General features: G+C 67.0%; 19 protein-coding genes and 1 tRNA gene. 4 read left to right on the top strand and 16 right to left on the bottom strand.

The window, feature by feature from the left end; all coding sequences use genetic code 11:
* The coding region (locus NTY77_04280) for a serine/threonine-protein kinase (protein MCX5794696.1) at positions 1-1,816 on the top strand (1,816 nt) is incomplete at its 5' end.
* A gap of 6 nt (positions 1,817-1,822) precedes the next feature.
* Here NTY77_04280 and NTY77_04285 read toward each other — a convergent pair.
* The 15 genes from NTY77_04285 to NTY77_04355 form a co-directional block, all read right to left on the bottom strand.
* Entirely contained in the window at positions 1,823-3,322 is a 1,500-nt protein-coding gene (locus tag NTY77_04285; GenBank protein MCX5794697.1) for an NADH-quinone oxidoreductase subunit N, read from the bottom strand.
* A gap of 4 nt (positions 3,323-3,326) precedes the next feature.
* Positions 3,327-4,787, bottom strand: a complete 1,461-nt coding sequence (locus NTY77_04290; GenBank protein ID MCX5794698.1) for an NADH-quinone oxidoreductase subunit M — start codon at positions 4,785-4,787, stop codon at positions 3,327-3,329.
* A 10-nt stretch (positions 4,788-4,797) separates the two neighbouring features.
* Positions 4,798-6,771, bottom strand: coding sequence for an NADH-quinone oxidoreductase subunit L (gene nuoL, locus NTY77_04295; protein ID MCX5794699.1), 1,974 nt, complete (start codon positions 6,769-6,771; stop codon positions 4,798-4,800).
* 2 nt (positions 6,772-6,773) lie between these two features.
* A complete protein-coding gene (gene nuoK / locus NTY77_04300) occupies positions 6,774-7,079 on the bottom strand; it encodes an NADH-quinone oxidoreductase subunit NuoK (protein ID MCX5794700.1) in 306 nt (101 codons plus the stop codon).
* A gap of 2 nt (positions 7,080-7,081) precedes the next feature.
* Positions 7,082-7,573 (bottom strand): NADH-quinone oxidoreductase subunit J, encoded by a 492-nt coding sequence (locus NTY77_04305; protein ID MCX5794701.1) that lies wholly within the window; start codon positions 7,571-7,573, stop codon positions 7,082-7,084.
* Entirely contained in the window at positions 7,570-8,082 is a 513-nt protein-coding gene (locus NTY77_04310; GenBank protein ID MCX5794702.1) for an NADH-quinone oxidoreductase subunit I, read from the bottom strand. Before NTY77_04310 ends, NTY77_04305 begins: the two co-directional genes overlap by 4 nt.
* Positions 8,079-9,371 carry an NADH-quinone oxidoreductase subunit NuoH gene (gene nuoH, locus NTY77_04315; protein MCX5794703.1) on the bottom strand — a complete coding sequence of 431 codons (1,293 nt, stop codon included), beginning with the start codon at positions 9,369-9,371 and terminating at the stop codon, positions 8,079-8,081. The genes NTY77_04310 and nuoH overlap by 4 nt, the downstream gene beginning before the upstream one ends.
* A complete protein-coding gene (locus tag NTY77_04320) occupies positions 9,368-10,456 on the bottom strand; it encodes an NADH-quinone oxidoreductase subunit D (GenBank protein MCX5794704.1) in 1,089 nt (362 codons plus the stop codon). Before NTY77_04320 ends, nuoH begins: the two co-directional genes overlap by 4 nt.
* 31 nt (positions 10,457-10,487) lie before the next feature.
* On the bottom strand, positions 10,488-11,060 hold the full coding sequence (locus tag NTY77_04325; protein ID MCX5794705.1) for an NADH-quinone oxidoreductase subunit C: 573 nt from the start codon (positions 11,058-11,060) through the stop codon (positions 10,488-10,490).
* Positions 11,057-11,560, bottom strand: coding sequence for an NADH-quinone oxidoreductase subunit B (locus NTY77_04330; protein MCX5794706.1), 504 nt, complete (start codon positions 11,558-11,560; stop codon positions 11,057-11,059). Before NTY77_04330 ends, NTY77_04325 begins: the two co-directional genes overlap by 4 nt.
* Positions 11,561-11,607: 47 nt before the next feature.
* The gene (locus NTY77_04335) at positions 11,608-11,964 is read right to left on the bottom strand and encodes an NADH-quinone oxidoreductase subunit A (protein MCX5794707.1); all 357 of its coding nucleotides are present in this window, start codon (positions 11,962-11,964) and stop codon (positions 11,608-11,610) included.
* The gene (locus NTY77_04340) at positions 11,958-13,031 is read right to left on the bottom strand and encodes an SAM-dependent methyltransferase (GenBank protein MCX5794708.1); all 1,074 of its coding nucleotides are present in this window, start codon (positions 13,029-13,031) and stop codon (positions 11,958-11,960) included. The genes NTY77_04335 and NTY77_04340 overlap by 7 nt, the downstream gene beginning before the upstream one ends.
* 69 nt (positions 13,032-13,100) lie before the next feature.
* The gene (locus NTY77_04345) at positions 13,101-13,283 is read right to left on the bottom strand and encodes a hypothetical protein (GenBank protein ID MCX5794709.1); all 183 of its coding nucleotides are present in this window, start codon (positions 13,281-13,283) and stop codon (positions 13,101-13,103) included.
* Between the two features lie 165 nt (positions 13,284-13,448).
* Positions 13,449-14,186, bottom strand: coding sequence for a tetratricopeptide repeat protein (locus tag NTY77_04350; protein ID MCX5794710.1), 738 nt, complete (start codon positions 14,184-14,186; stop codon positions 13,449-13,451).
* Between the two features lie 5 nt (positions 14,187-14,191).
* Positions 14,192-14,264 (bottom strand) — tRNA-Met (locus NTY77_04355).
* A 94-nt stretch (positions 14,265-14,358) separates the two neighbouring features.
* Here NTY77_04355 and NTY77_04360 point away from each other — a divergent pair.
* From NTY77_04360 to NTY77_04370, 3 genes are all read left to right on the top strand, one after another.
* The gene (locus NTY77_04360) at positions 14,359-15,030 is read left to right on the top strand and encodes a response regulator transcription factor (GenBank protein ID MCX5794711.1); all 672 of its coding nucleotides are present in this window, start codon (positions 14,359-14,361) and stop codon (positions 15,028-15,030) included.
* 133 nt (positions 15,031-15,163) lie between these two features.
* Positions 15,164-19,723 (top strand): fibronectin type III domain-containing protein, encoded by a 4,560-nt coding sequence (locus tag NTY77_04365; GenBank protein MCX5794712.1) that lies wholly within the window; start codon positions 15,164-15,166, stop codon positions 19,721-19,723.
* Positions 19,720-20,751: a hypothetical protein gene (locus tag NTY77_04370; protein ID MCX5794713.1), complete on the top strand. Its 1,032-nt coding sequence runs from the start codon at positions 19,720-19,722 to the stop codon at positions 20,749-20,751. The genes NTY77_04365 and NTY77_04370 overlap by 4 nt, the downstream gene beginning before the upstream one ends.
* Here NTY77_04370 and NTY77_04375 read toward each other — a convergent pair.
* Positions 20,748-22,370 carry a transglycosylase SLT domain-containing protein gene (locus tag NTY77_04375; GenBank protein MCX5794714.1) on the bottom strand — a complete coding sequence of 541 codons (1,623 nt, stop codon included), beginning with the start codon at positions 22,368-22,370 and terminating at the stop codon, positions 20,748-20,750. The two genes, NTY77_04370 and NTY77_04375, sit on opposite strands and share 4 nt — an antisense overlap.
* Positions 22,371-22,446: the final 76 nt, after the last annotated feature.

Below are 22,446 nucleotides of genomic sequence, written 5' to 3' on the forward strand. Positions count from 1 at the left end.
GCATGCCGTAGCCGAAGAGCCCCCATCCTCTCCGCCCGCGTCCCGGCCCAGCCCCACCGAGGACCTCGTCGCCGCGCCGCCAGCCGAGCCAGTCTCCGTCGAGCATACCGTAGCCGAAGAGCCCCCGCAGCAGTACCAGGCTCCGGAAGCCCAGCCCGGCTCCCCGGACGACACCCTGCTCGGCCGCCAGGTCGGACCCTGCCGCGTCGAGGCCCTCCTCGGCCGCGGCGGCATGGGCGCCGTGTACCGCGCCCATCACATCCCCCTCGACCGCCCCGTCGCGCTCAAAGTCGTCTCCCCCGAGTGGCTGGGCAGCCCCGCGGCCGCGGCAGCCTTCGTGGCCGAAGCCCGCATCGCCGCGCGCCTCGAAGACCCCCGCATCGTCCAGGTCTACGATGTCGGCGTCTACGGGGAGCAGACCTACATCGTGATGCAGTTCCTCCCTGGCGAGAACCTCGAAGCCAAGGTCGGCCGCGACGGCCCCCTGCCGCCGGCAGAGGCCCTGCGCGTCATCAAGGAGGCGGCCTTGGCCCTGGCCGCGGCTCACCGCCAAGGCGTGGTGCACCGCGACGTCAAGCCCGCCAACATCATGCTCGGCCCCGACGGCTCCGTGCGCCTCATGGACTTCGGCATCTCCGTCATGACCGGCCGCTCCGAAGCGCAGCCGGAAGGAATCTCCACCATGGGCTCCTTCGACTTTATGGCCCCGGAGCAGGCCTTCGGCGGACCGCCCGACCCCCGCATGGACCTCTACTCCTTGGGCGCCACCTACTTCTACACTTTGACCGCCCGGCCTCCGTACGAGGCCAAGAACGCGGGAGACCTGCTGCTCCGGCACCGCGAAGCCCCCCTGCCGGACGTGCGGGAGTTGCGCCCCGAGGTGACCGCCGCCGTGGCCGGCCTCATCAAACGGCTCATGGCCAAGAACCCCGCGGCGCGTCCGGCCGGCGCGGGCCATGTCCTGCGCGAGCTCGAATCCCCCCGCATGCTCCTCGACGTCGAAGCCAGCGGCTCGCCCTTCAAGCTCCTGCCGCCGCCCCCGGAGAAGGAAGAGGAAGGCTTCGATTCAGGCGCAGGCTTCGCACCCATGGCCCCCGCTGCGCCCGAGGAACCGGAACCCGCCCCCGAGCCGGCTCCGGCGGCGTCCCCGGCTCCGGCCGCGCCGCACGTCGTGGCGTCCTCACCGCTGCCGCCCCTGCCGACGGCGCCCGCGCACCGGCGGCAGGTCGTCAAGGTCGCGGCGGGCGTGGTGGGCTTGGCCGTGATGGCGCGCTTGTGGCACGGCACGGACCGCCCGGACTGGGCCGCGGCCGGCGTCTTCGCCGCAGCGGCCGCCGCTTTCTGCCTCGCGCAGGCCGGCTGGCGCCCCTGGCTGCGGGGCCTGGCCTCGGGCTTGGCCGGCGTGGGCATGGCGGCCGCCTTCTATCGCTTCGGCGCGGGCGCCTTCGCCTGGCCGGCGCAGACCCCGGACCTCGATTTCTTCGGGCTCGCCGCGCCCGGCCTGGTGGCGGCTGCCGCGGCTTTCTACCTGGGAGTGTGGACCGTGGACCGTCGGGCCGCGGCGGGCCTGATGGTGGGGGCCGGGGCGCTGCTGCTCCTGGCCGCCTTCTCGCTGCAGCTGCCGCCGGAGGCGGACTGGCTGCAGGGGGTGCGGGGGGCCGCGGCGCAGCAGGGGCGGCGATTCGTCGCTTCCGGAGGACTCTGGCGCTGGGGAGGCCTTCTGGCCCTGTTCCTGGCCGGGCTCTTCCTATGGCGCAGGCGCTCGCGCTCGGCGCGCTCCGGCCAGGGTCCCGCCATCCTCAACTGGAACCGCTAGGGCGCCTCAGGGCAGCTGCGGGACCGAGAGCTTGACGTTGGCGATGAGGGGGTCGGGATATATCCCGAAGTACAGGACTCCGGCCGCGGCCACGGCCAGGCAGGCGTAGAGGTATGGGCCCGCGTGCAGGGCCGGGGCCTGCGTCCCGGAAGGGGCCGGCACGAAGAACATGTGATAGGCGATCTTCATGTAGTAGTAGACGGAGACCACGCTGTTGAGCACCGCGACTACGGCCAGGCTGTAGAACACCGCAGGGCTGGCCCCGCCGGAGGCGCTGCGGCCGGCGTCCAGAGCCGCCGCGAACAGGTAGAACTTCCCGATGAAGCCGGCCAGCGGCGGCAGACCGGCCAGCGAAAGCAGGAACAAAGTCATGAGCAGGGCCAAGGACAAGGAGCGCTGGGCGAGGCCGTCGAAGGCCGCGAGCTCATAAGACCCCAAGCCTCCGCGTGATCCATCGTCGCCCACGGCTTGCACCACGGCGAAGGCACCCAGGTTCATGGCCACGTAGACCAGGCTGTAGATAAGGACCCCCTCCAGGCCCAGCGCGTTGGCGGAAACGATGCCGATGAGGATGTAGCCGGCTTGGGCCACGGAGGAGTAGGCCAGCAGCCGCTTGACGTTGTCCTGGAAGATCGCGACGGTGTTGCCCACGGTCATGGTGAGCATGGCCAGCAGCGCCAGCAGCGTGGTGAACTCCAGGCCCGCGGCTGGGACCAGGATCATGTAGACGCGCGCCAGGGCGCCCAAAGTCGCGATCTTCGGGGCCACGGAGAGGAAGGCCGTCACGGGCAGCGGAGCGCCCTCGTAGGCGTCCGGGACCCAGAAGTGCATGGGCGCCATGGCGGCCTTGAAGCCGAAGCCGAGCAGGATGAGCAGCATGGCCAAGCTGAACACCGGGCCCTGGGACTGCAAGGCCGGCAGCCAGAGGCCGGCGCTCGCCGGGTCGACCAGCCGGGTGGTCCCCGTGGCGCCGTAGTAGAGCGATATCCCGTAGACCATGATCGCCGATGAGAAGGCGCCGAAGAGGAAGTACTTGATCGCGCCTTCGTTGGACTTGCGGTTGCTGCGCTCGAAGCCCGCCAGGACGAATGAGGAGACTGAGATGAGCTCCAGGGCTACGAAGACCAGGAGCAGGTCGGTGGCCGAAACCAGCAGCATCATGCCGACGGCGGAGAAAATCAGCAGCGCGCAGAACGTCCCGGCCTGGGCCGGGGGCAGCTGTCCGTACTCGAGGCAGAGCATGACCGTCATGATGACGGACAGGAGCACCGCGAGCTTGAAGAACTGGCTCATCGCATCGACCACCCAGAGGCCGCCGCCGGCGGGCAGTCCGCCGGGGACGGAGAGCCCGCGGGCGATGAGGACCAGGGCCACGGCCGCGGCGACCCAGGCGAAGTGATAGAGGAGTTTGGAGGCCTTCGCCGGAACCAGGAGGTCGGCCAGCATCAGCCCCAGGCCGAGCAGGGAGAGCGCGATCTCGGGCGCCAGCAGGCCTAGGTTCTGCATGGGGTCACTTGATGAGTCCCGCCATGTGGCCGACCGTGGCGTTGATGAGGTCCAGGGCGGGCTTCGGGTAGATGCCCAGGTAGATGGTGAGCGCCACCAAGGGCAGCAAGGCGCACAACTCCCGGGCGTCCAAGTCGGTCAGGTCCTTCCACTTCTCGTTGAACGGCCCCAGGAAGACCTTCTCGAGCATGCGCAGGAAGAAGGCCGTGGTCACGAGCAAGCCGATGACCGAGACCGCGGTGTAGATCTTCCAGCGCGGGAAGGCGCCCACGAAGCAGAGCAGCTCCCCCCAGAAGCCGGACAGGCCCGGCAGCCCGAGGGAGGCGAAGCAGGCCAAAGACATGATCCCCGCGTAGACCGGGACCTTCGCGGCCAGGCCGCCGAAGGCCGTGATGTCGCGGGTGTGCGCCCGGTCGTAGATGACGCCCACGAGAAGGAAGAGCGCGCCGGTGATGATGCCGTGGTTGACCATCTCCAGGACCGAGCCCGCGAATCCCGTGACGCTGAGGCCCGCGATGCCCAGCAGGCAGTAGCCCATGTGGTTGATGGATGAGTAGGCCACCATCTTCTTCATGTCGCTCTGGGCCATGGCGCAGAGCGACCCGTAGACGATGCCGATGACCGCGATGACGACCAAGAAGGGCAGGAACCACTGGAATCCCAGGGGCAGCATGCCGTAGGAGACGCGCATGATGCCGTAGACGCCCATCTTCAGCAGCACCGCGGCCAGCACCACGCTCACCGCTGTCGGGGCCTCGACGTGGGCCAGGGGCAGCCAGGTGTGGAACGGGAAGGCGGGGACCTTGACCGCGAAACCCAGGTAGAAGGCCAGGAAGACGATGATCTGGAAGGTCCTGTCCCAGGTGGGGTGGGCCTGCAGCAGGACCAGCAGGTCGAAGGTGTGCGGGCTGGACTTGAAGTACACGGCCAATATGCCCAGCAGCATGAAGACCGAACCGGTCAAAGTGTAGAGGAAGAACTTGATGGCCGCGTACTCCTTCTTCGGGCCGCCCCAGATCCCGATAAGGAAGTACATGGGCACCAAGGTGATCTCCCAGAAGACGTAGAAGAGCACCAGGTCCAAGGCGGCGAACACCCCGAGCATCCCGACTTCAAGGATCAGGAACCAGAAGAAATACTCCTTGATGCGGTTCTTGATGTTCAAGGAGGCGATCAGCGATACGAAGGTCATCAGAGTCGTCAGCAGGAGCAGGGGGAAGGACAGGCCGTCGACGCCCAAGAAGTACTGCACCCCGACGGATGGGATCCAGGGCAGGCGCTCGACGAACTGCATATCCGAGGTCTGCCGGTCGAAGTAGAAGAACAGCGCCGCGCTCAGCACCAAGGCGAGGCCGGAGAACAGCAGCGAGACAATCTGCACCGCGCGCTCTTTCTCCTTGGGCAGGGCGAGCACCAGCAGGGCCCCGGCCAGGGGCAGGAAGGTGATGAGGCTGAGGATGTTCATGCCATTCTCCTTAACGCCAGGCGATCATGAAAGCGAGCGTGCTCAAGACGGCCGCCGTCCAGAGCAGGTACTCCTGGACCATCCCCCGCCGGATGAGCCAGCGCAAAGAGCCGCCCAGGGACACGCTCAGGCCTCCGGTCTCGTCCACCATCCGGTCGATGAAGAGCGAGTCGAAGAGTTGCCCGAGCTGCGCGGCCGCCAGCGTGAGCAGACCCCAGCCGTCGACGAAGATCCGGTCGATGACCTGCGCATCGATCCAGAAGGCCAGGCGCGCGACGCGGTCGCCCAGGTCCACCAGGGCCAGGAAGATGTCGTCGAGGTAGTAACGGCGGTCCAGGAGGTTGCGCAGGGGCGCCAAGCGCCGCTTGAGGTCTTCCGCCACGCGGAAGTTCGGCCCGCCGTAGAGCCAATAGGACAGCAGGAAGGAACAGAACGCGGCGGCCGTCACCATCCAGCCCAGCCCCGGCGGCGCCTCGTGCAGATGTGGGGCCAAGCCCGCGGGCGCCTCGAAGTGCACCAGACGCTCGAAGATGTGGTCGTGCTCCATGATGGCGCCGCTGAAGACGGAGAGGATGGCCAGTATACCCAGGGGCACGGTCATGGTCAACGGCGACTCATGGGCATGGCGGTAGCGCTCGAGGTCGCGCTCCGTCCCCGTGAAGGTCATGAAGACCATTCGGAACATGTAGAAGGCGGTCAAGGCCGCGCTCAGGGCCAGGATCGCGAAGAGCTGAGGATCGAACTCGTAGACCCTTTCCAGGATCATGTCCTTGGAGTACCAGCCGGAGAAGAACGGGAAGCCCGCGATGGCGAGCGTCCCGACGAATGTGGCGGCGAAAGTGAACGGCATCTTCTTGGAGAGATTCCCCATCAGGCGCATGTCGTTGGTATGCACGGCGTGGATGACCGAGCCCGCGCAGAGGAACAAAAGCGCCTTGAAGGCGGCGTGGGTGGACAGATGGAACAGCCCCGCGGTGAAGCCCCAGCAGCCCAGGGCGCACATCATGAAGCCCAACTGCGAGACCGTGGAAAAAGCCAGGACCCGCTTTATGTCGTAGGAGACTACGGCCATGGTGGCGGCCAGAAAGGCCGTGAGCGCGCCGACCCAGGCCACGGTGAACATGGCGGTGGGGCTGGCGGCATAGATGAAATAGCATCGTGCCACCAGGTAGATGCCGGCGGCGACCATTGTGGCGGCATGGATGAGGGCCGAGACCGGGGTCGGGCCTTCCATGGCGTCGGGCAGCCAGATGAAGAGCGGGAACTGCGCGGACTTGCCCGCCGCGCCGCAGAGGATGCCCAGGCCGATGGCCGTGGCGGCTCCGGCCGGCATGTAGCCGCGCTCGACGAACTGCGCGATCTGCGGGATTTGGAAGCTGCCCACCAGGGAGAAGATGAGCAGCAGCGCCACGAAGAGCCCGAGGTCGCCCAGCTTCGTGGTGATGAAGGCCTTCTTGGCCGCGTAGGCCGGCTCCGGGCGCTCGAACCAGAAGCCGATGAGGATATAGGAGGAGAATCCAACGAGCTCCCAGCAGCAGAAGGTGACCAGGAGGTTGCTGGAGACCACGAGTCCGAGCATGGCGGCCGTGAAGAAGGAGAGGTAGGCGTAGTAGCGCTTGAAGCGCGCGTCGCCGTGCATGTAGGCCAGCGAATAGACCTGCACCAGGAAGCTCACCATGCACACCACCATGAGCATGGCCGCGGCCGGCCCATCGATGAGCACGCCGATGGGCATGTCATAAAGGAAGGGCCTGCCGGCCACGGTGGCCCCAAAGGAGAACCAGTTCCAATCCATCTGATAGGGGAGATGGACGGAGCCGGCCACCGCGCCATAGAAGATCGCCGCGGACTGGATCAGGCACCAGCCGATGGCGGCGATGCCGACATAAGGCATGGGCGAGTGCGGGTCCTCCGGCGCGGCCAGGAGGATGATGAACGAGGTCACCAGCGGGATCAACGGGATGAGGTAGACGTGTTCGAGCATTCTTATCCCTTCAGCAGGTGGAAGTCCTCGACGTACGCGGTCGCGGAGTTGCGATAGATGGCCAGGACCAGAGCCAGGCCGACCACCACTTCGGCCGCGGCCACGGTGATGATGAAGAGAGCTACGGTCATCCCGCCGACCCCGGCCGGGTGCAGATAGTGGTTGAAGGCCGCCAAGTTGATGTTGGCGGCGTTGAACATCAGCTCGATGGACATGAGGATGCCGATGACGTTGCGGCGGGTCAGCGCGCCGAAGAGGCCGATCAGGAACAGCGCAGCGCCCAGGACGAGGTAGTGGCCGAGGCTCAGGCTCATGAGATATCCTTGCGCGAGAAGAAGACCGCCCCCAACAACGCCGCGAGCAGCACCAAGGAGATCACCTCGAAGGGCACGGCGTAATCGCCCAGCATCAGCAGGCCGATGGCGCGCGTAGTGGCCGCCGCGGGGACCAAGGCGGAGGCATGACGGTAGAGGCCGCCGAGGCGCCAGAGGCCCGCGCCCGTGATGGCGCAGACCAGCAGCGCCGCAGCCCACTGCTGGTTGACCTGGCGCAGATGCAGGTCCGAGGTGCGGCCCAGCAGCATGACCACGAAGACGATGAGGATGGCGATGCCGCCGACGTAGATGAGCAGCTGTCCGGCGAAGAGGAAGTCCGCGCCGAGGCAGGCGAAGAGGCCCGCGACCCCCGATAGGCTCAAGCCCAGGGCCAGGGCCGAGTGCACCGTGTTGCGCAGGCTCACGACCAGCACGGCGCCGGTCAGCGCCACGGCGGCCATGCCGTAGAAAGCGATCGCCTCTATCATCTTCTGGCCTCCACGTCTCTGACCGGGATATGGCTCTCCAGGTCGCGGAAGGCCTTCTTCTTGGGGTCCCAGACGCGGCCAGCCAGCGGGAAACCCGGTTTCCAGCAGCGCACCATCTCGTCGCGGTTGGAGAAGGCAAACTCGTAGTCGAGGCCGTGCCAGACGGATTTGGGCTTGGTGGGGCAGGCTTCCTGGCAGAGCCCGCAGAAGTTGCACTTGCCCAGGTCCAAGGTGTACCACTCGACCTTGGGCACCCGCTTCTTGGTCTCCGGATGGACCTGGCTCTCGAGGGCTATGCACGCCGACGGACAGGCCTTGGCGCAGAGGCTGCAGGCGATGCACGTGGCCGGGTCGAAGAGCAGGGCCCCGCGGAAGGCGTCGTAAGGGACGAGCTTCTCGGTCGGGTACTGCACCGTCACCGAGGGCTTGAAGAGATAGCGCAAAGTGATCCAGAGCCCCTCCACGAAGGCCCAGGTCGAGCGGAAGACCAGGCGGAAGTAGGCGATCATCCCGGCCCCCAGCCGCGCATGTGCAGGTAGACCAGGACCCCGGCGAAGCCGATGTTGGCGAACGACCAGGGCAGCAGGAACTTCCAGTTGAAATCCATGAGCTGGTCCACGCGCAGGCGCGGGAAGGTCCAGCGGAACCAGAGGAAGACGAACATCATGAGCATGGCCTTGCTGGTCATCCAGATCCAACTGGGGATGGAAAGCCAGGCCGGGATGAAGGTCGGATGGGGCAGGGGCGCGGCGCCGCCGCCCAGGAAGAAGACGGCCAGCAGGAAGGAGGCGAGCAGCACGTAGCCGTACTCCATGAGGAAGAACAGGGACCATTTCATGCCGGAGAACTCGGTGTGGAAGCCCGCCACCAGCTCGGACTCGGCCTCGGGTATGTCGAAGGGGGTGCGGTTGGTCTCGGCCACCGAGGCGATGAGGAAGAAGATGAAGGCCAGTTGGCCGGCCACCGGGTAGAAGATGAACCAGCGCGGGAAGAAGCCCAGCCAGTAGCCGGCCTGCGCCCGGTCGATGGCCGCGAGGTCCAGCGAGCTGGCGAACATGAGCACCGGCACCACGGAGAAGCCGCGGGGCAACTCGTAGCTGACGATCTGCGCGGCCGCGCGCAGGCCGCCCAGCAGCGAGTACTTGTTCCCCGAGGCCCAGCCCGCCATGACCACGCCGATGACCGAGATGCTGGCGAAGGCGAAGACGTAGAGCACGCCCACGTCGATGCGGGCCGCAGCCAGCTCGTCGCCGAATAGGACCGGGGCGAAGGCCATGACGCAAGGCGCGATGGCCACGATGGGAGCCAGTAGGTGCATGACCTGGTCCGCGGCCGCGGGAGTGACGTCTTCCTTGAGCAGGAGCTTGATCGTGTCGAGGATGGTCTGGGCCCAGCCGTGGAAGCCGCCCGCGTACATGGGCCCCATGCGCGACTGGATGTGGGCCGAGATCTTGCGCTCCCACCAGACCGCCCAGAGGCCGTTGGCCACGATGACGCCGATCACGCAGGTGAGCTTGACCAGGACCCAGACCCAGGCCACCACGGCCGCGGGCAGGCCCGAGCGCCCCAGCAGGGCCAGGAGCTTCTCCCCCCAGGCCGCCAGTTCGCCCACGCCAGCGCCCACCGCAGCGATGCCCAGGACGATGCCCGCCAGCCACAACGCGCCGGCCCGGTAGCGCGGCAAAGACCAGGGGTTGCGCCAGAGTTCCGTGGGCCAGTACCGGGTCCCGGTCAGGAGCTTGCCTGAGCGCCGGTTGAGGACGGGCTCGGGGTAGACCGGCTTCTCAGCGGGCGTCACCGGTCCACTTCCCCCAGCACGATGTCGAAAGAGCCGAGCACCGCGATCACGTCCGCCACCTTCTTGCCCACCAGGATATCCTGCAGGATGGCCAGGTTTATGAAGCAGGGCGCGCGCACGTGGATGCGGTAAGGGGCCGCCCCCCCGTCCGAGACCAGGAAGATGCCCAGGTCACCGCGGGAGGCCTCCACGTGGGCATAGGCCTCTCCCGGCGGCGGCTTCGGGATCTTGGGCACCTTGGCGCTGAGCTCCCCTTCAGGGAGCTTGGCCAGAGCCTGCTCGACGATGCGCACGGACTGGCGCATCTCCTGGACGCGGCAGAAGTAGCGGTCCCAGCAGGAGCCGTGCTCTCCCACCGGCACATCGAAATCGTAGGCCTCGTAGCCGCAGTAGGGCTCGGACTTGCGCACGTCGTAGCTCACCCCCGAGCCGCGCAGGTTCGGGCCGGAGAGCCCCCAGGACACCGCCGCGGACTGGGAGATGAGGCCGACCTCCTTGGTCCGGGCGAGGAAGATGGGGTTGAAGGAGAGCAAGGTGTCGTACTCGTCGACGCGCGGCTTGAAGAACTCCAGGAACTCGCGGCACTTGGATATCCAGTCCGCGTCCACGTCCGAAGCCACGCCGCCCAGGCGGATGTAATTGTAGGTGAGGCGCGCTCCGCAAAGGGCCTCGTAGAGGTCGAGGATCATCTCCCGCTCCCGGAAGACGTAGAGGAACGGCGTGAAAGCGCCGATGTCGATGCCGTAGGTCCCCAGGAAGATCAGGTGGCTGGCGATGCGGTTGAGCTCGCACATGACCACGCGCAGGGTCTGGGCCCGGGGCGGGACCTGCGTGCCGAGAAGCTTCTCGGCGCTCAGGCAGAAGGCCAGGTTGTTGGGCATGGCCGAGCAGTAGTCCCAGCGGTCGGTCAGGACCACGCACTGGGCGTAGCTGCGCGCCTCCATGAGCTTTTCGGTGCCGCGGTGGAGGTAGCCGATGTCCGGGACGGCCTTGGTGATGACCTCGCCAGCCAAGGTCAGGCCCATGCGCAGCACCCCGTGCGTGGAGGGGTGCTGGGGCCCCAGGTTGACAAACATGGTGTCCATCTCGAGGCCGGGGCCACCCACGATCAACTCTTTACTCTTCATCGTACTGGTCCTTCGCGTGGACGTAGTCCTTGCGCAGGGGGTGGCCCTTAAGGAAATCCGGGGTCAGGATCTTGATCAGGTTGGGGTGGCCGGCGAAGCGCACGCCGAAGAGGTCGAAGGCTTCGCGCTCCTGCCAATCCGCTGCCGCGAAAAGGCCCGTGAGGCTGGGCACCTCGGCGCGGTCGCGGGGCACCTCCAGGCGCAGGAAGACCTTCCCGTTCTCCCCGAGGTTCCCGAACGACCAGAGCAGGTCCAGGACCGGGCGATAGTTGACCCCTGGACCGGGGACGGGGGCCAGGGGCGGAGCGGCGGGCTTGCGCGACAAGGGGTTCGGGTTGCTTCTGCACACGAAGCCGCTCATGCTCGTGGGCCCCAGCCAATCCACGGCGGTGACCATCTCGAGGTAGGTGAAGCCCAACTCGTCCTTGAGCAGGCGCGCGGCCAGCAGAAGGTCGGTCGGGGCCGCCAGCCGCACGGTGGGGTAGTCCTTGACCGGGGTAGCGGCCGCGGCCTTGGGCAGCGCCTTCAGGAGCCTCGCGACGACGTCTGAGCCGGCGCTCATGCCTCTTCTCCAGCCGGGGTGCGGCTGCCTTTCTCCGCCTGCAAGGTCGCGCCGCCGCCGCGCTCCAGCTTCATGCGCATGATCTTCTTCTGCAGCTCCATGACCCCGTACATGAGGGCCTCGGGACGGGGCGGGCAGCCCGGGATGTACACGTCCACGGGCACGATCCGGTCCACTCCCTTGACCACGGCATAGGAGTCGTAGTAGGGCCCTCCGCAGTTGGCGCAGCTGCCCATGGCCATGACGAAGCGAGGCTCCGGCATCTGATGGTAGATCTCGACGATGGGCGCGGCCATCTTTTTGGTGACCGTGCCCGCGATCAGGAGGAGGTCCGCCTGCCGGGGGCTCGGCCGGGGGATCACGCCGAAGCGGTCGAAATCGAAGCGGCCGGCGTAGGCCACCATCATCTCGATGGCGCAGCAGGCCAGGCCGAAGGTCAGCGGCCAGAGCGAGTACTTGCGGCCCAGGTCTATGATGTAGTCGGTGCTGGTGAGCACCACCTGGCCGCCCGGGACGGCCTTGGCGACCAGCGGGAACTTGTCGAGGACTATTCCCAAACCAGGGCCCCCTTGCGCCAGGCGAAGATCAAGCCGATGAAGAGGATGGCCAGGAAGACCGCCATCTCCGCCAGGGCCAGCGGCCCGACCTCTTTGACCGTCACCGCCCAGGGATAGACGTAGAGGATCTCCACGTCGAAGACCACGAAGAGCAGGGCGAAGACGTAGAAGCGGATGTTGAGCTTGACTTCGCTGGAACCCGTGGGCTTGATGCCGCATTCATAGGTGGTGAGCTTGCGGGCGTAGGGCAGGCTGGGGCGCAGGAGCTTGGCCGCGATCAGGGCGCCGGCGCCGAAGGCGACGCCGGCAGCAACGAAAAGGAATATGACGACGTAGGGGCTCAGCACGAACACACCCTCTTGGTCTGCACGAGGACCTTGAAGGCTTCGCCCATGCCTTCCGGATGGACGAGGGTCTTGAGCCTGGCCCGCTCGGTCACGGTCGCCGCATCCGACCCGGCCGGCAGCCAGTCCAGGAGGCCGCAGTCAAGGAGGAACCGGGCCATGGAGGTGAAGGACGCGCAGGCCAATCCCAGCTTTTCCCCCTCCGTGATGAGGGCGGAGAAGTCGACCGGCGCGGTGAGGTCGCGCGTCCCGGGGTCGGCGAGGATGCGGTCATCTATGGTATGGCGCCGGTAGCTGCGCGGGGCGTTGACGTCTCCGGGCCCGAAGCGCTTGCCGTAGTCGATGGTCGCCAGATACCCGCACTCCATGCGCTGAGCGACCTGGCCCAGCCACGGCCGGGCTTCCAGGCAGACGGCGTGCCTTTGCCCTTCCTCAAGAGAGGCGGCCAGGGCCTGGGCATGGGGTTCCAGAGCCCGGGTCGACAGGGCGCCCAGGACCGCGGCTCCGGAGCCGTCGGTGTAGAGCTCCTGGACGCGGCCGCGGCGCTTCTCCAGGACATGAAAGGGCAGGGCGTCGACCAGCTCGTTGGAGAGGAAGACCCCCCGGAAGACCGGCGCTTCGTTGAGACGCTCGCAGCCCAGGACGCGCCCGGGCATGTCCTCGAATCCGGCCAGGCTCTCCAGCAGGCGGGCGCGGCTGCGCTCCACCAGGACCCAGCAGAGCTCGGCCTCCAGGTCCGGGCGCTCCCGCCGCAGGCCTTCGCGCAACTGGTGTGCCAGAAGTCCCGCGCCGGAGCCCATCTCCACGACGGTGTAGGGCGGTGGGACGCTGCGGGAGCGCAGTCCGTCGAGCCAGCGCGCCAGGGCCCGGGACAGCGCCCAACCGAAGGCGGGATGCAGCTCCGGCGCCGTGTAGAAGTGCTCGGCCGGACGGCGCCGGGAGTAGAATCCCCGTTCTGGATGGTACAGGGCCGTCTCGCAGAAATCCCGGAATGTGCGCAGACCCTTGCCTTCCGCCGACGGCGGCGGGCAAGGGTGGCTTGCGGTCTTGGCGCGCTCCAGGGTTCCCATTACATCCCGGCGGCCGGACCTGAGCCCGGCCGCGAGACTCTTTGCTGTCCGTCTCTGAACGGTGGGATGCTACTGCAGGTCTTCGGCGCCGAGGGTCTTCTTCTTTCCATCGGCCTTCACGCGCTCGATGGAGGCGCCGATCATGGCGTTGATCTTGGTGGAAAGGGCTTCCACGTAGTCGCCGCCGGTCCTGAACCCGGCGTCCTTGACCATCTTCTTGACCTTGCTGACCACGACGAGAACCTCGGACATGTATCCTCCTGGAAAATTTCGGCGTTGTTCAAGAAAGGCGATATATATAATGAAATACGGAAGGAAGTGTCAAATTTCGTGCTAAAACGGATGGCCACCCCAACGGAACCGGCGCCCCCTTATAGGGGGCGCCGGTTGCGCCTCGCCGAAGGCGAGGCGCTCGGGTTATTTGTCGGCTGGAAGAAGGTCCTTCAAGCCCGCAGCCTGGGCCGGTTCCAGCTCCACGGCCCGCGTCGCGTCCTGGCCGGCCTGCCGGCGCCGGCGCAGCGCGAGGCTGACGCGGGCGCGCAAGGCGAAGAAGGCGCCGTTCTTGGGATTCAGCAGGATGGCCCGGTCCATGTCCGCGAAGGCCTCGGCCGCGCGGTGCAGGGCCAGCAGGGCCGCGGCGCGGTTGGCGTAGGCTGGGGCGAGGTCCGGGGCGAGCTTGAGCGCGCGGCCCAAATAATCCAAGGCGGTCTCGCTCTGCCGGTTGCGCACCGCGAGGAAGCCGAGCTCGTTGTAGGGGAGCGCGTTCTTCCGGTCGAGGCGCACCGAGGCGTAGAGCGCGTCGGCCGCCGCATCGTCGGCGCCCGCGTCGGCTAGGCGGAGGGCCCGCCGGTAGTAGGCGTCGCTCATGGACGGCGCCAGCGCCGGCCTGAGCCCGGGCTTGAGCCGGACCGCGGCCTCGAAGTCCGCGATGGCTCCCTCGTGGTCGCCCAGCTTGTATCGGGAGGTGCAGCGGTTGGCCAGGGCACTGGCGTCTTCGGGACGGCGCTTGAGGGCCGCGTCGAAGGCCGCGGCGGCCTCCTGGTAGCGGCCCTGGGTCAAGAGGGCCACGCCGCGGCTGGCCTCGTCCTCGCAACGGGCCGGAGCGGCGGCGAGGGACAGGGCGGCTGACAGGACTGCGATGGATCGAAGAATCAAAATCGTGGCGCGGGGTGGAATCGAACCACCGACCTATCGCTTATGAAACGACCGCTCTAACCCCTGAGCTACCGCGCCTAGCGGCGGCCATTATATCAAAAACCGTTTATTGTTTGCATTTACAGATAATTTGATATCATTATGTCCAGTCCATCAAAGGAGAATCCGACCCATGGCAGCCAAGAAAAAAATCACCGTCCTGATCGCTGACGACCAGACCCTTTTCCGAGAGGGCATAAAGGACCTGCTCGATGGCGAGAAGGCGCTGCAGGTGGTGGGCGAGGCGGCCGACGGGGTCGAGGCCCTGCGCATGGTCAAGAAGCTCAAGCCCAACGTGATCCTGCTCGACATCAAGCTGCCCCACATGGACGGCATCGAGGCCACGCGCCAGATCCATCGCGACTGCCCGGACACCAACGTCCTCATCCTGTCCTCCTATGAGGACGAGTCCCACGTGATGGAGGCCATCCAGGCTGGCGCCAACGGCTACCTCTCCAAGATGCTGCCGGCCGTGGAGTTGGTCAACGCGCTGAAGGCCTTCGCCAACGAGGGTGTGATGATCCCTCAGCCGGTGATGACCAAGCTCATCGAGGGTCTGCGCTCGATGGGCGGCGCCTCGGCCGAGGCCTCCTTGGTGGCCCTGACCAAGACCGAGATCAAGGTGCTGGCCCTGCTGGGCCGCGGCCATTCCAACAAGGAGATCGCGGCCCACCTCGAGTGCAGCGTCAAGACGGTCAAGAACCACCTCAACAGCGTCTTCCAGAAGCTCAGCGTGAGCAACCGCACCGAGGCCGTGGTCAAGGGCATCGACCTGGGCCTCATCTCGCCCGAGAAGAACGACTAGCCGACGGCCGTTCTCCTTCCGACCGGCGCTGAAACGCGTACTTTTGGAATATCTTTTTCTTAATACCGCGGTCATTGACTTTCCCCCCCTCCCAGCCTAAACTTCTCAGGATAGCCTGACCGTCCCTGTTCCTATGTCCAAGATTCGCCGTCTCATCGGCGGCGGCGCGATGTCGCTGTGCTGCCTGACCTGGCTCCGGCCGGGCCCTGTATGGGCCGCGGAGAGCCGGGTCGCCTTGCGGGGCCATGTCTTGCCGCTGGCGCGCATGGCGACCAGGCTCGGCAGGCTTCCCACCGACGAAAATGTGGATCTGGGCTTGGTGGTGCGTCTCGACGAGGACCTGCTGAACCAGACGCTGGCGCAGTTGTACGGACCGAACGCCCCGGCGCAGAAGCGCTTCCTCAGTCCCGCTGAATTCGCCCGGAAGTTCGACCTGGCCGCCAAGAGGCAGAAGCTCAAGGATTTCGCTCAAGCAGCCGGACTCGTCGTCGATGCGGCCGAGGATCGGCCGGAAAGCCAAATCGTCAAGGTTTCGGGCACCGCCGGCCTCGTGGAGAAAGCCTTCGGCGTCCAACTGCAGCGCTTCCGGGGCGCCGACGGGCGGCTGTTCCGCGCGCACGAGACGGAACCGCTGGTCCCCGCCTCTTTGGCTGCGCATCTGCGCGCCGTGTCTGGACTCTCCAACCTCCGAGGCGTCATGAGGCCTCACCTGCGCCGCCACCAGCCCGCCTCGCAGCCCTCCGGGGAGACGGGGATATCGTCGCCCCGCGCCGCTCGCCCCTCCACGCTGACTGGGACCGGCCCCAGCGGCGGCCTGGCCCCTGCCAACATCAAGACGATCTACGGCTTGAGCGGGGCGTTGACCGGTTCCGGCCAGACCGTGGCCGTCATTGAGTTCGACGGGTACAGACCCGGGGATATCCCCCTCTATGAGTCGCAATTCAGCCTGGCCAGCCCGCCGGTGACCTTCGTGTCGGTCGACGGCCAGCAGAATCTCTGCGGCCCGAATCAGGACACGAACTGCAATTCCGTGTCGCCGGCCAGCGACGGGGGCATGATCGAGGTGGCGCTTGATATCGAACTGCTGATCGCGCTGGCGCCCGGCGTCTCTGGGATCCTGGTCTACACGCCCCCCAATACGACGGCGGGCTTGCTGCATGCCTACAACAAGATGGCCACGGACAACACGGCCAAGGTCATCAGCGTCTCCTGGGGCGCGGATATCGATTCTGTGGGAGGGGCTGCCCTGACCGCAGAGTCCCAGATCTTCGCGCAGTTGGCGACCCAGGGGCAGTCGGTCTTAGCCGCCTCGGGAGACTGCGGCTCCTATGATCAGCCTAATGGATCCGGTGGTTGCATCACAAACAATGGGTATCGAGTCGATGACCCCGCCTCCCAGGCGTACGTCACCGGGGTAGGAGGAACCAGCCTGTCAGGGACGCTTTCACCCCTCTCGGTGACTGAAACGACATGGAACAGGCTTTCTGCTGGACGCGGAGCCGGAGGCGGGGGCATAGCCAATTACGTCGAGGGTGCGACGACCTATTGGCCCATCCCAGGCTACCAGAGCGGGGTCGCCGGGAAGTATTCCACGGTGTATCGCAACGTCCCGGACGTGGCGCTCAACGCGGACCCCGACTCCGCCCCTTACAGCATCTGCGTCGGAGGGACCTGCAACGACACCTCCTACTACACGACCCTCATCGGCGGCACCAGCGCAGCGACCCCCCTCTGGGCGGCTCTGACCGCTTTGGCCAACCAGAAGCTAGTGGCCAGTGGATTCGGGGTCGTGGGATTCGCCAATCCCTCCCTCTACCAGGTGGCGGGAGGCTCCTACGGCAGCACTTTCAACGACATCACCAGCGGCGGCAACGGCCTATCGGGAGTCTATCAGGCCGGGACCGGCTACGACAACGTCACGGGCTGGGGTTCGTTCAAGGGGGACGCCCTGATCAACGCGATCTACGCGCTCTCCGCGCCGGCGTCGGCGCCGCAGAACTTCACGGCGACCACGCTCGGGACCAGTTCCATCACCTGGACCTGGGACAGCGTGGCGGGGGCCTCATCCTACCATGTCTACTACTCCAGCAATACCGCCCAACTCGCCGCCAATGTCGGTGCCACCCGCGCCACCTTGGATTTCCCCCCCAACACCGTCTCGGGCGTCATGGTCAAGGCCGCCAACGCCGCGGGCGAAGGGCCCGGCGGGACTTCACCGAGCACCGCCACCTTCGCGCTGGCCCTGACCTCCACCAACAGCACCTTCGCGCATATCTCGAGCATCACCGTGTCCTGGAACACGTGCGCGGCCAATGCCTGCGCTGGCTATGTCCTGCAGGCTTCCCCAAACGCCGACTTCTCGGCGCCGGTCTTCTCCAGCGTCACTCCCAACTATGCCCTCGGCCGGCTCCAAGTCTCGGGGCTCAGCAAGCTGACCAAATACTACCTCCGTGTGGGGACCCTCAACTGGTCCCGCGGCGCGAACTACTACACCTTGCCTCAGACTACCACGACCCTCACGGACCTGGTCGCCCCCGGCCCCGGTTCGCCGGAGTTCTCGGGAATCACGGCCTCGGCCATAGTCTTCAATTGGACCCGCAACGGTAATCCCTATCCCGCGACCTACCAGGCCGACTGCTCCAGCATGGCCACCTATGTTCCTTCTACCAGCCAGTCCGGCAGCGAGCTCTACAGCGCGACCTTCTCGAACCTCATCCCCAACACCAGCTATTACTTCCGGGTGCGGGCCGTGGGTGGCGGGGCCTATCTGAACACCGACCCGGCCGCCCCGCCCGCGACCTTGGCCGCGGCGCCGGCAGCCGCGGCCGTCCCATTCGCCGCCGTCTACAAGACCTCCATGACCGTGGCTTGGTCGGACAACGGCAACGCGCTGGACACCCTCTACAAAGCCGAGGCCTTGGACTCGGGTTCGACCGTCGTGACCTCGTCGGTCACCCGCAACCGGACCGCGACGCTGACGGGACTGGACAAGAACACGCTCTACTCGGCGCGGGTCTGGGCCCTGAATCGGACGGACGGCACGAAGGTGGGGCCGTACGCCATCGGCTCGACCTACACCTTGGTCGACCAGCCGGTGCTTGGGCTCGAGCCCTTCTCCAGCCTGGGCTTCGACGGCTTCACCTTCTCATTCACCGGCAACAACCCCTCGGGCACCCGGTACATAGTGCAGGTCACGACGGCCACGGGAGCCGTGACGGTGGCCGCTTCTTCCAACACCGCCAACGCCTCCGCCTCGTTCTCGGGGCTGCTTTCCAACGCGACCTACTACGCTGCGGTCGCGGCCCTCAACCAAGCCGGCTCCCCCACTCCCTTCACTGTCGCCAAGGCCACGGCCACGCAGGTCGCCACACCCTTGCCGCTGACCAGCCCGGTCACCGTTCGCAGCAGCACGACGTTGGGCTTCGCTTGGGGTTCCGGGACCCTCGCCCCCGGCACCACGTACCTGGCGGAAGTCTCCAGCTTTTCGTCGACCTTCAGGTTCGGCGTCGTCAGCTCGTCGACATTGAACACCTGGACTCTCGCCTCTGGGCTGCAGCCCAACACCAGCTATTACGCCCAGGTGCGGGCCCGGAGCGCCAGCTCGGACCCGGATGGCCTGCCCCTGGGCTTGGGGACCTTGGCCGCCACGCTGCCGACCCCGCCGGCCGCGGCCGCTTTCCAGTGGGTCTACTACACCAGCGCGACCGCGGTCTGGAAGCCTCTGCCCATAGCCCCCTCCAGCACCACCTGCGAAGGCTACCGCCTGGAGGTCTCGACCTCGCCGGGCTTCACCGGGGTCGTCTACTCCAGCACGGTCGCCAACGGTGTCTCCACGGCCGCGGTGGACGGCCTCGCCTTTGCCACGGCCTATTACGCGCGCGTGGCGTCGCTGAGCCCGGAAGGCCAGCCCAGTTGGCTGTCCTTCGGCTCGACGACCACGGCCTTGCCGCCGGTCTCCTCCGGGACCGTGACCGGCACGGGGGCTTTGACGCTGGTCCTGTCCACCGCCGTCTTCCCGGGACTGACCGCCGTCCGGGTGTCCATCCCGGCCGCGGCCTTCCCCGTGGGTACCAAAATCAGCGCCTGGGCTGAGCTGAGCACGGACCTTTATCAGGCGCGCTCCAACGAGGTCGCGGGCCTGACGCCGTTCGGAGCCGGCGTGGGCATCGAGCTCTCGGCCGGCGGACTGCAGCCCAACCCTCCCTGGTGCGTAGCCTTGGTCATGGGCTACGATTCGGACCAGGTGCCGCTCGGCCAGGACCAGAGGGCCATGCGCCTGTTCCGCTACGATACGGTTGCTGGGCAATGGACCTTGGAATCGTCCTCCAAGGTCGATGTCGCGGGCCGCACGCTCATGGCCTGCGTCTCCCATTTCTCGCTCTTCGCGCCGTTCTTCATCACCGCGGCCAGCGACCTCTCCTCCGTGCACGTCTTCCCGCAGCCTTGGGAGATCGGCGACGCGGCCAGCCCTTACTGGGCGAGCGCCCTGCAGTTCTCCAACCTGCCCGCCGACGCGCGAGTGAGAATCTTCACCGTGACCGGGGAACTGGTGGACGAGGGCACGGCCGCCGGCGGCGCGCTTTCTTGGGACGGCAACAATCGCTACGGCCACAAGGCGGCGTCCGGCACGTACCTCGTGTCCATCGAATCGGGCGGCCAGAAAGAGGTCCGGCGGGTGGTGCTCATCCGATGATCTCCGGCCTTTGCGCAGTCCTGCTGGCCCTGGCCCCTGAGGCCGGCGCCCTGCAGAAGAACGTGGGCGGGGCGGCCGCGGAATTCCTGCGTCTGGGCGCGGGCGCGCGGGCTCTGGGCATGGGCGAGGCCTACAGCGCGGTCGCGGAGGGCCCGGACGCCGTGTATTGGAACCCCGCGGGCCTGGCGCGCATGTCCAGGCCCGAGGTCTCCTACACCCGTTCGGAGATGCCGGCGGGGCTCCATGCGGATTTCGGCGCCGTGGCCGCGCCCGTCCGCCTGCTGCGCGGCACCGTGGCTTTCGCCGTCACGAGACTGTCCCAGGATAGCCTCGATCTGGTCGACGCCTCGAACCGGACCCTCGGCAGCTTCGCCCCCCATTCCGAGGTCTACGCCTTGGCCTACGGCCATAAGTTCTCGGGCGGCGATCCGACGGATGAGGCGCGCGATTATTTCGGTGACAAGTGGAACGTCCCCCACGTGGAGCGCCCCCTAGGCTATGAGCAGGAGCCGTGGACCGGAGAGATCTCCGCCGGCCTGTCGGTGAAACTCATTAGCGAAGACCTAGGCACCCGCCAAGCCGCCACTTGGGCCGTCGACGGGGGCGGCCTGTTCCGTCCGGTGGATTGGCACGAGTTCATCCTGGCGGCGGCCGTCCGCCATGTCGGCGGCAACATCCACTTCATCTCCGATTCCGAGCCCCTGCCCGCGGAGTTCGCGGGCTCTTTGGCCTACGAAGTGCGCCTGCAGGACCGTTGGCGCCTCCTGCCCGCCCTGGAGGTGGATGTCCCCTATGCCGGCAATGTCTACGCCAAGGCCGGCTTCGAGGCCGAGCACCGCATCACCTCGGGGGTCGAGGCCGCGCTGCGTCTGGGCTACTCCAGCCGCACGGTCCCGGACCTGGGCCTCGTCTCAGGATTCGCGGCGGGGGTGGGACTGCGCGTGCAACGGTTCTCCTTTGACACGGCCTTCCAGCCCATGGGGGTGCTGGGTCAGACCTTCCGCTTGGGCGTGGGTTGGCGGTTCTAGCGGGAGCGGCTCGGCATGTAGGGCGAGAGATCCACTTCCGCGCCGGTCAAATCGGCATAGAAGCCCATGACCCGCTGCACGTAGGTCTTGGTCTCCTTGATGTTGGGGACGCGGCCGACGCGGTCCACCCGCCCTTCGCCCGCGTTGTAGGCGGCCACAGCCAGCACCTTGTTGCCGCCGTATTTGTCCAGCAGGTACTTGAGGTGCTTGGCCATGCCCTTGAGGTTCTGGGCCGGGTCGGTGGAATCCTTGACTCCCAGCATGGCCGCGGTCTGCGGCATGAGCTGGCCCAGGCCGACGGCGCCCTCCGAGGAGGTCTTCCGCGGGTCGCCCCATGGATTCTCCTGCATGACCATGGCTTCCATGAGGTCGGCGTCGATCCCGGTCAGCCCCGCCATCTTCTGAATGAGGGGCCGGTAGCGCGCGACCTTGGGATTGCCGCGGGCCAGGTCGGCCAAGCCAAGAGCGCCCTCCTGGATCTCGGCCGCGACTTCCTTGGCCAAAGACTGCGCCGGGGCCGCCACGGCCTGGACCGAGCGTTTGGGAAGGGTGCCGCGGAAGGCTTTCTCGAAAGCCGCCAGGAGATTCTTGACCCCCGGGTCGTTGGGGATGCCGCGGCTCTTGATGACCGCGGCCGGGCCGACCTGATAGGCCGCCAGGGCGCGGTGGATGTCCCCGTCGAACTGCTTCAAGAGTTGCGCCAGCAGGCGCGTCCCGACGCGGATGTTCACGGCCGCGTCCGAGATGTCCTTGGTCTTATAGCCGTAGGCCCTGACCACCCCGGCGGAGAGGCCCATGAGGTTGCGGTCGCAGGCGTCGGCGGAGCCGCAGTTGGCCTTGGCCGCGATGAGGGCCCGGACTACGTCCGGGGAGACTCCGTATTCATCCGCGATCGGGACGATGACGCCCTCATAGAGTCCACCGGGCTGCTGGGCCGGATCCGGGGACATGTCGCGCACCTCGGCCTGAGGCGCGACCGGGACGGGTGCCGTTTCAGGGGCCTTTGGCGCCGGCTGCAAACGGGCCGGGACAAAGGGTCTGGCCACGGGGGCTGCGGTCTGAGCAGGGAGATTGGGGAGATTGGCGGCCGCCAGCACGACCGGGGCGCCTAAAGGGGAAGCTGCTGAGCCGCGGCCGTTGTCGTAGGCCTGGGTGAAGCTGGCGGACCGGAAAGCCGGCGTGTCGACTAGGCCCATGGCCTTGAAGGCGGGCTTCCAGGTCTCGGCCTTCTTGGGCTGGAGATAGCCTGGTACGGTCTGGAAAGGGTCAGGCCGGGCCTGGCTGTCCGGGCTCTCGATGGTCAGGGCGTTTCCCCAGAGCTTGAGGAGTCCGGCGCGGGCTTCCTCACGCTTGGCTGCGGGCGCGGTCTGATTCCATTGGGCCGCTTCGTAGCGCAAAGTCGCGCTCTGGTCCGAGGTCGACGGGATGAGGGCCCCTTGGACGCGGGAGCCGAGCAGGACGCGCGCGAACTCCTCGGTGGGGCCGAGCTTGTCGCCCACCACGGTCCCTTCAGGGATGCGGACGGATATCTTGACCAAAGCAGTGGTCGCCGAGAACGAGGGGGACGCGCAGAGCGCCAGCCCCACAGCGACCGTTGCCCAACCGAGCTTGCCCTTCATGCCTACAGGGTACCGGCCCGAAGGTCCTATGTCCTGGGCCACGAGCCCTGGATCCAGGTAGGCCTTTGGACCTAGG

Source organism: Elusimicrobiota bacterium (assembly GCA_026388095.1).
Taxonomy (GTDB): domain Bacteria; phylum Elusimicrobiota; class Elusimicrobia; order UBA1565; family UBA9628; genus UBA9628.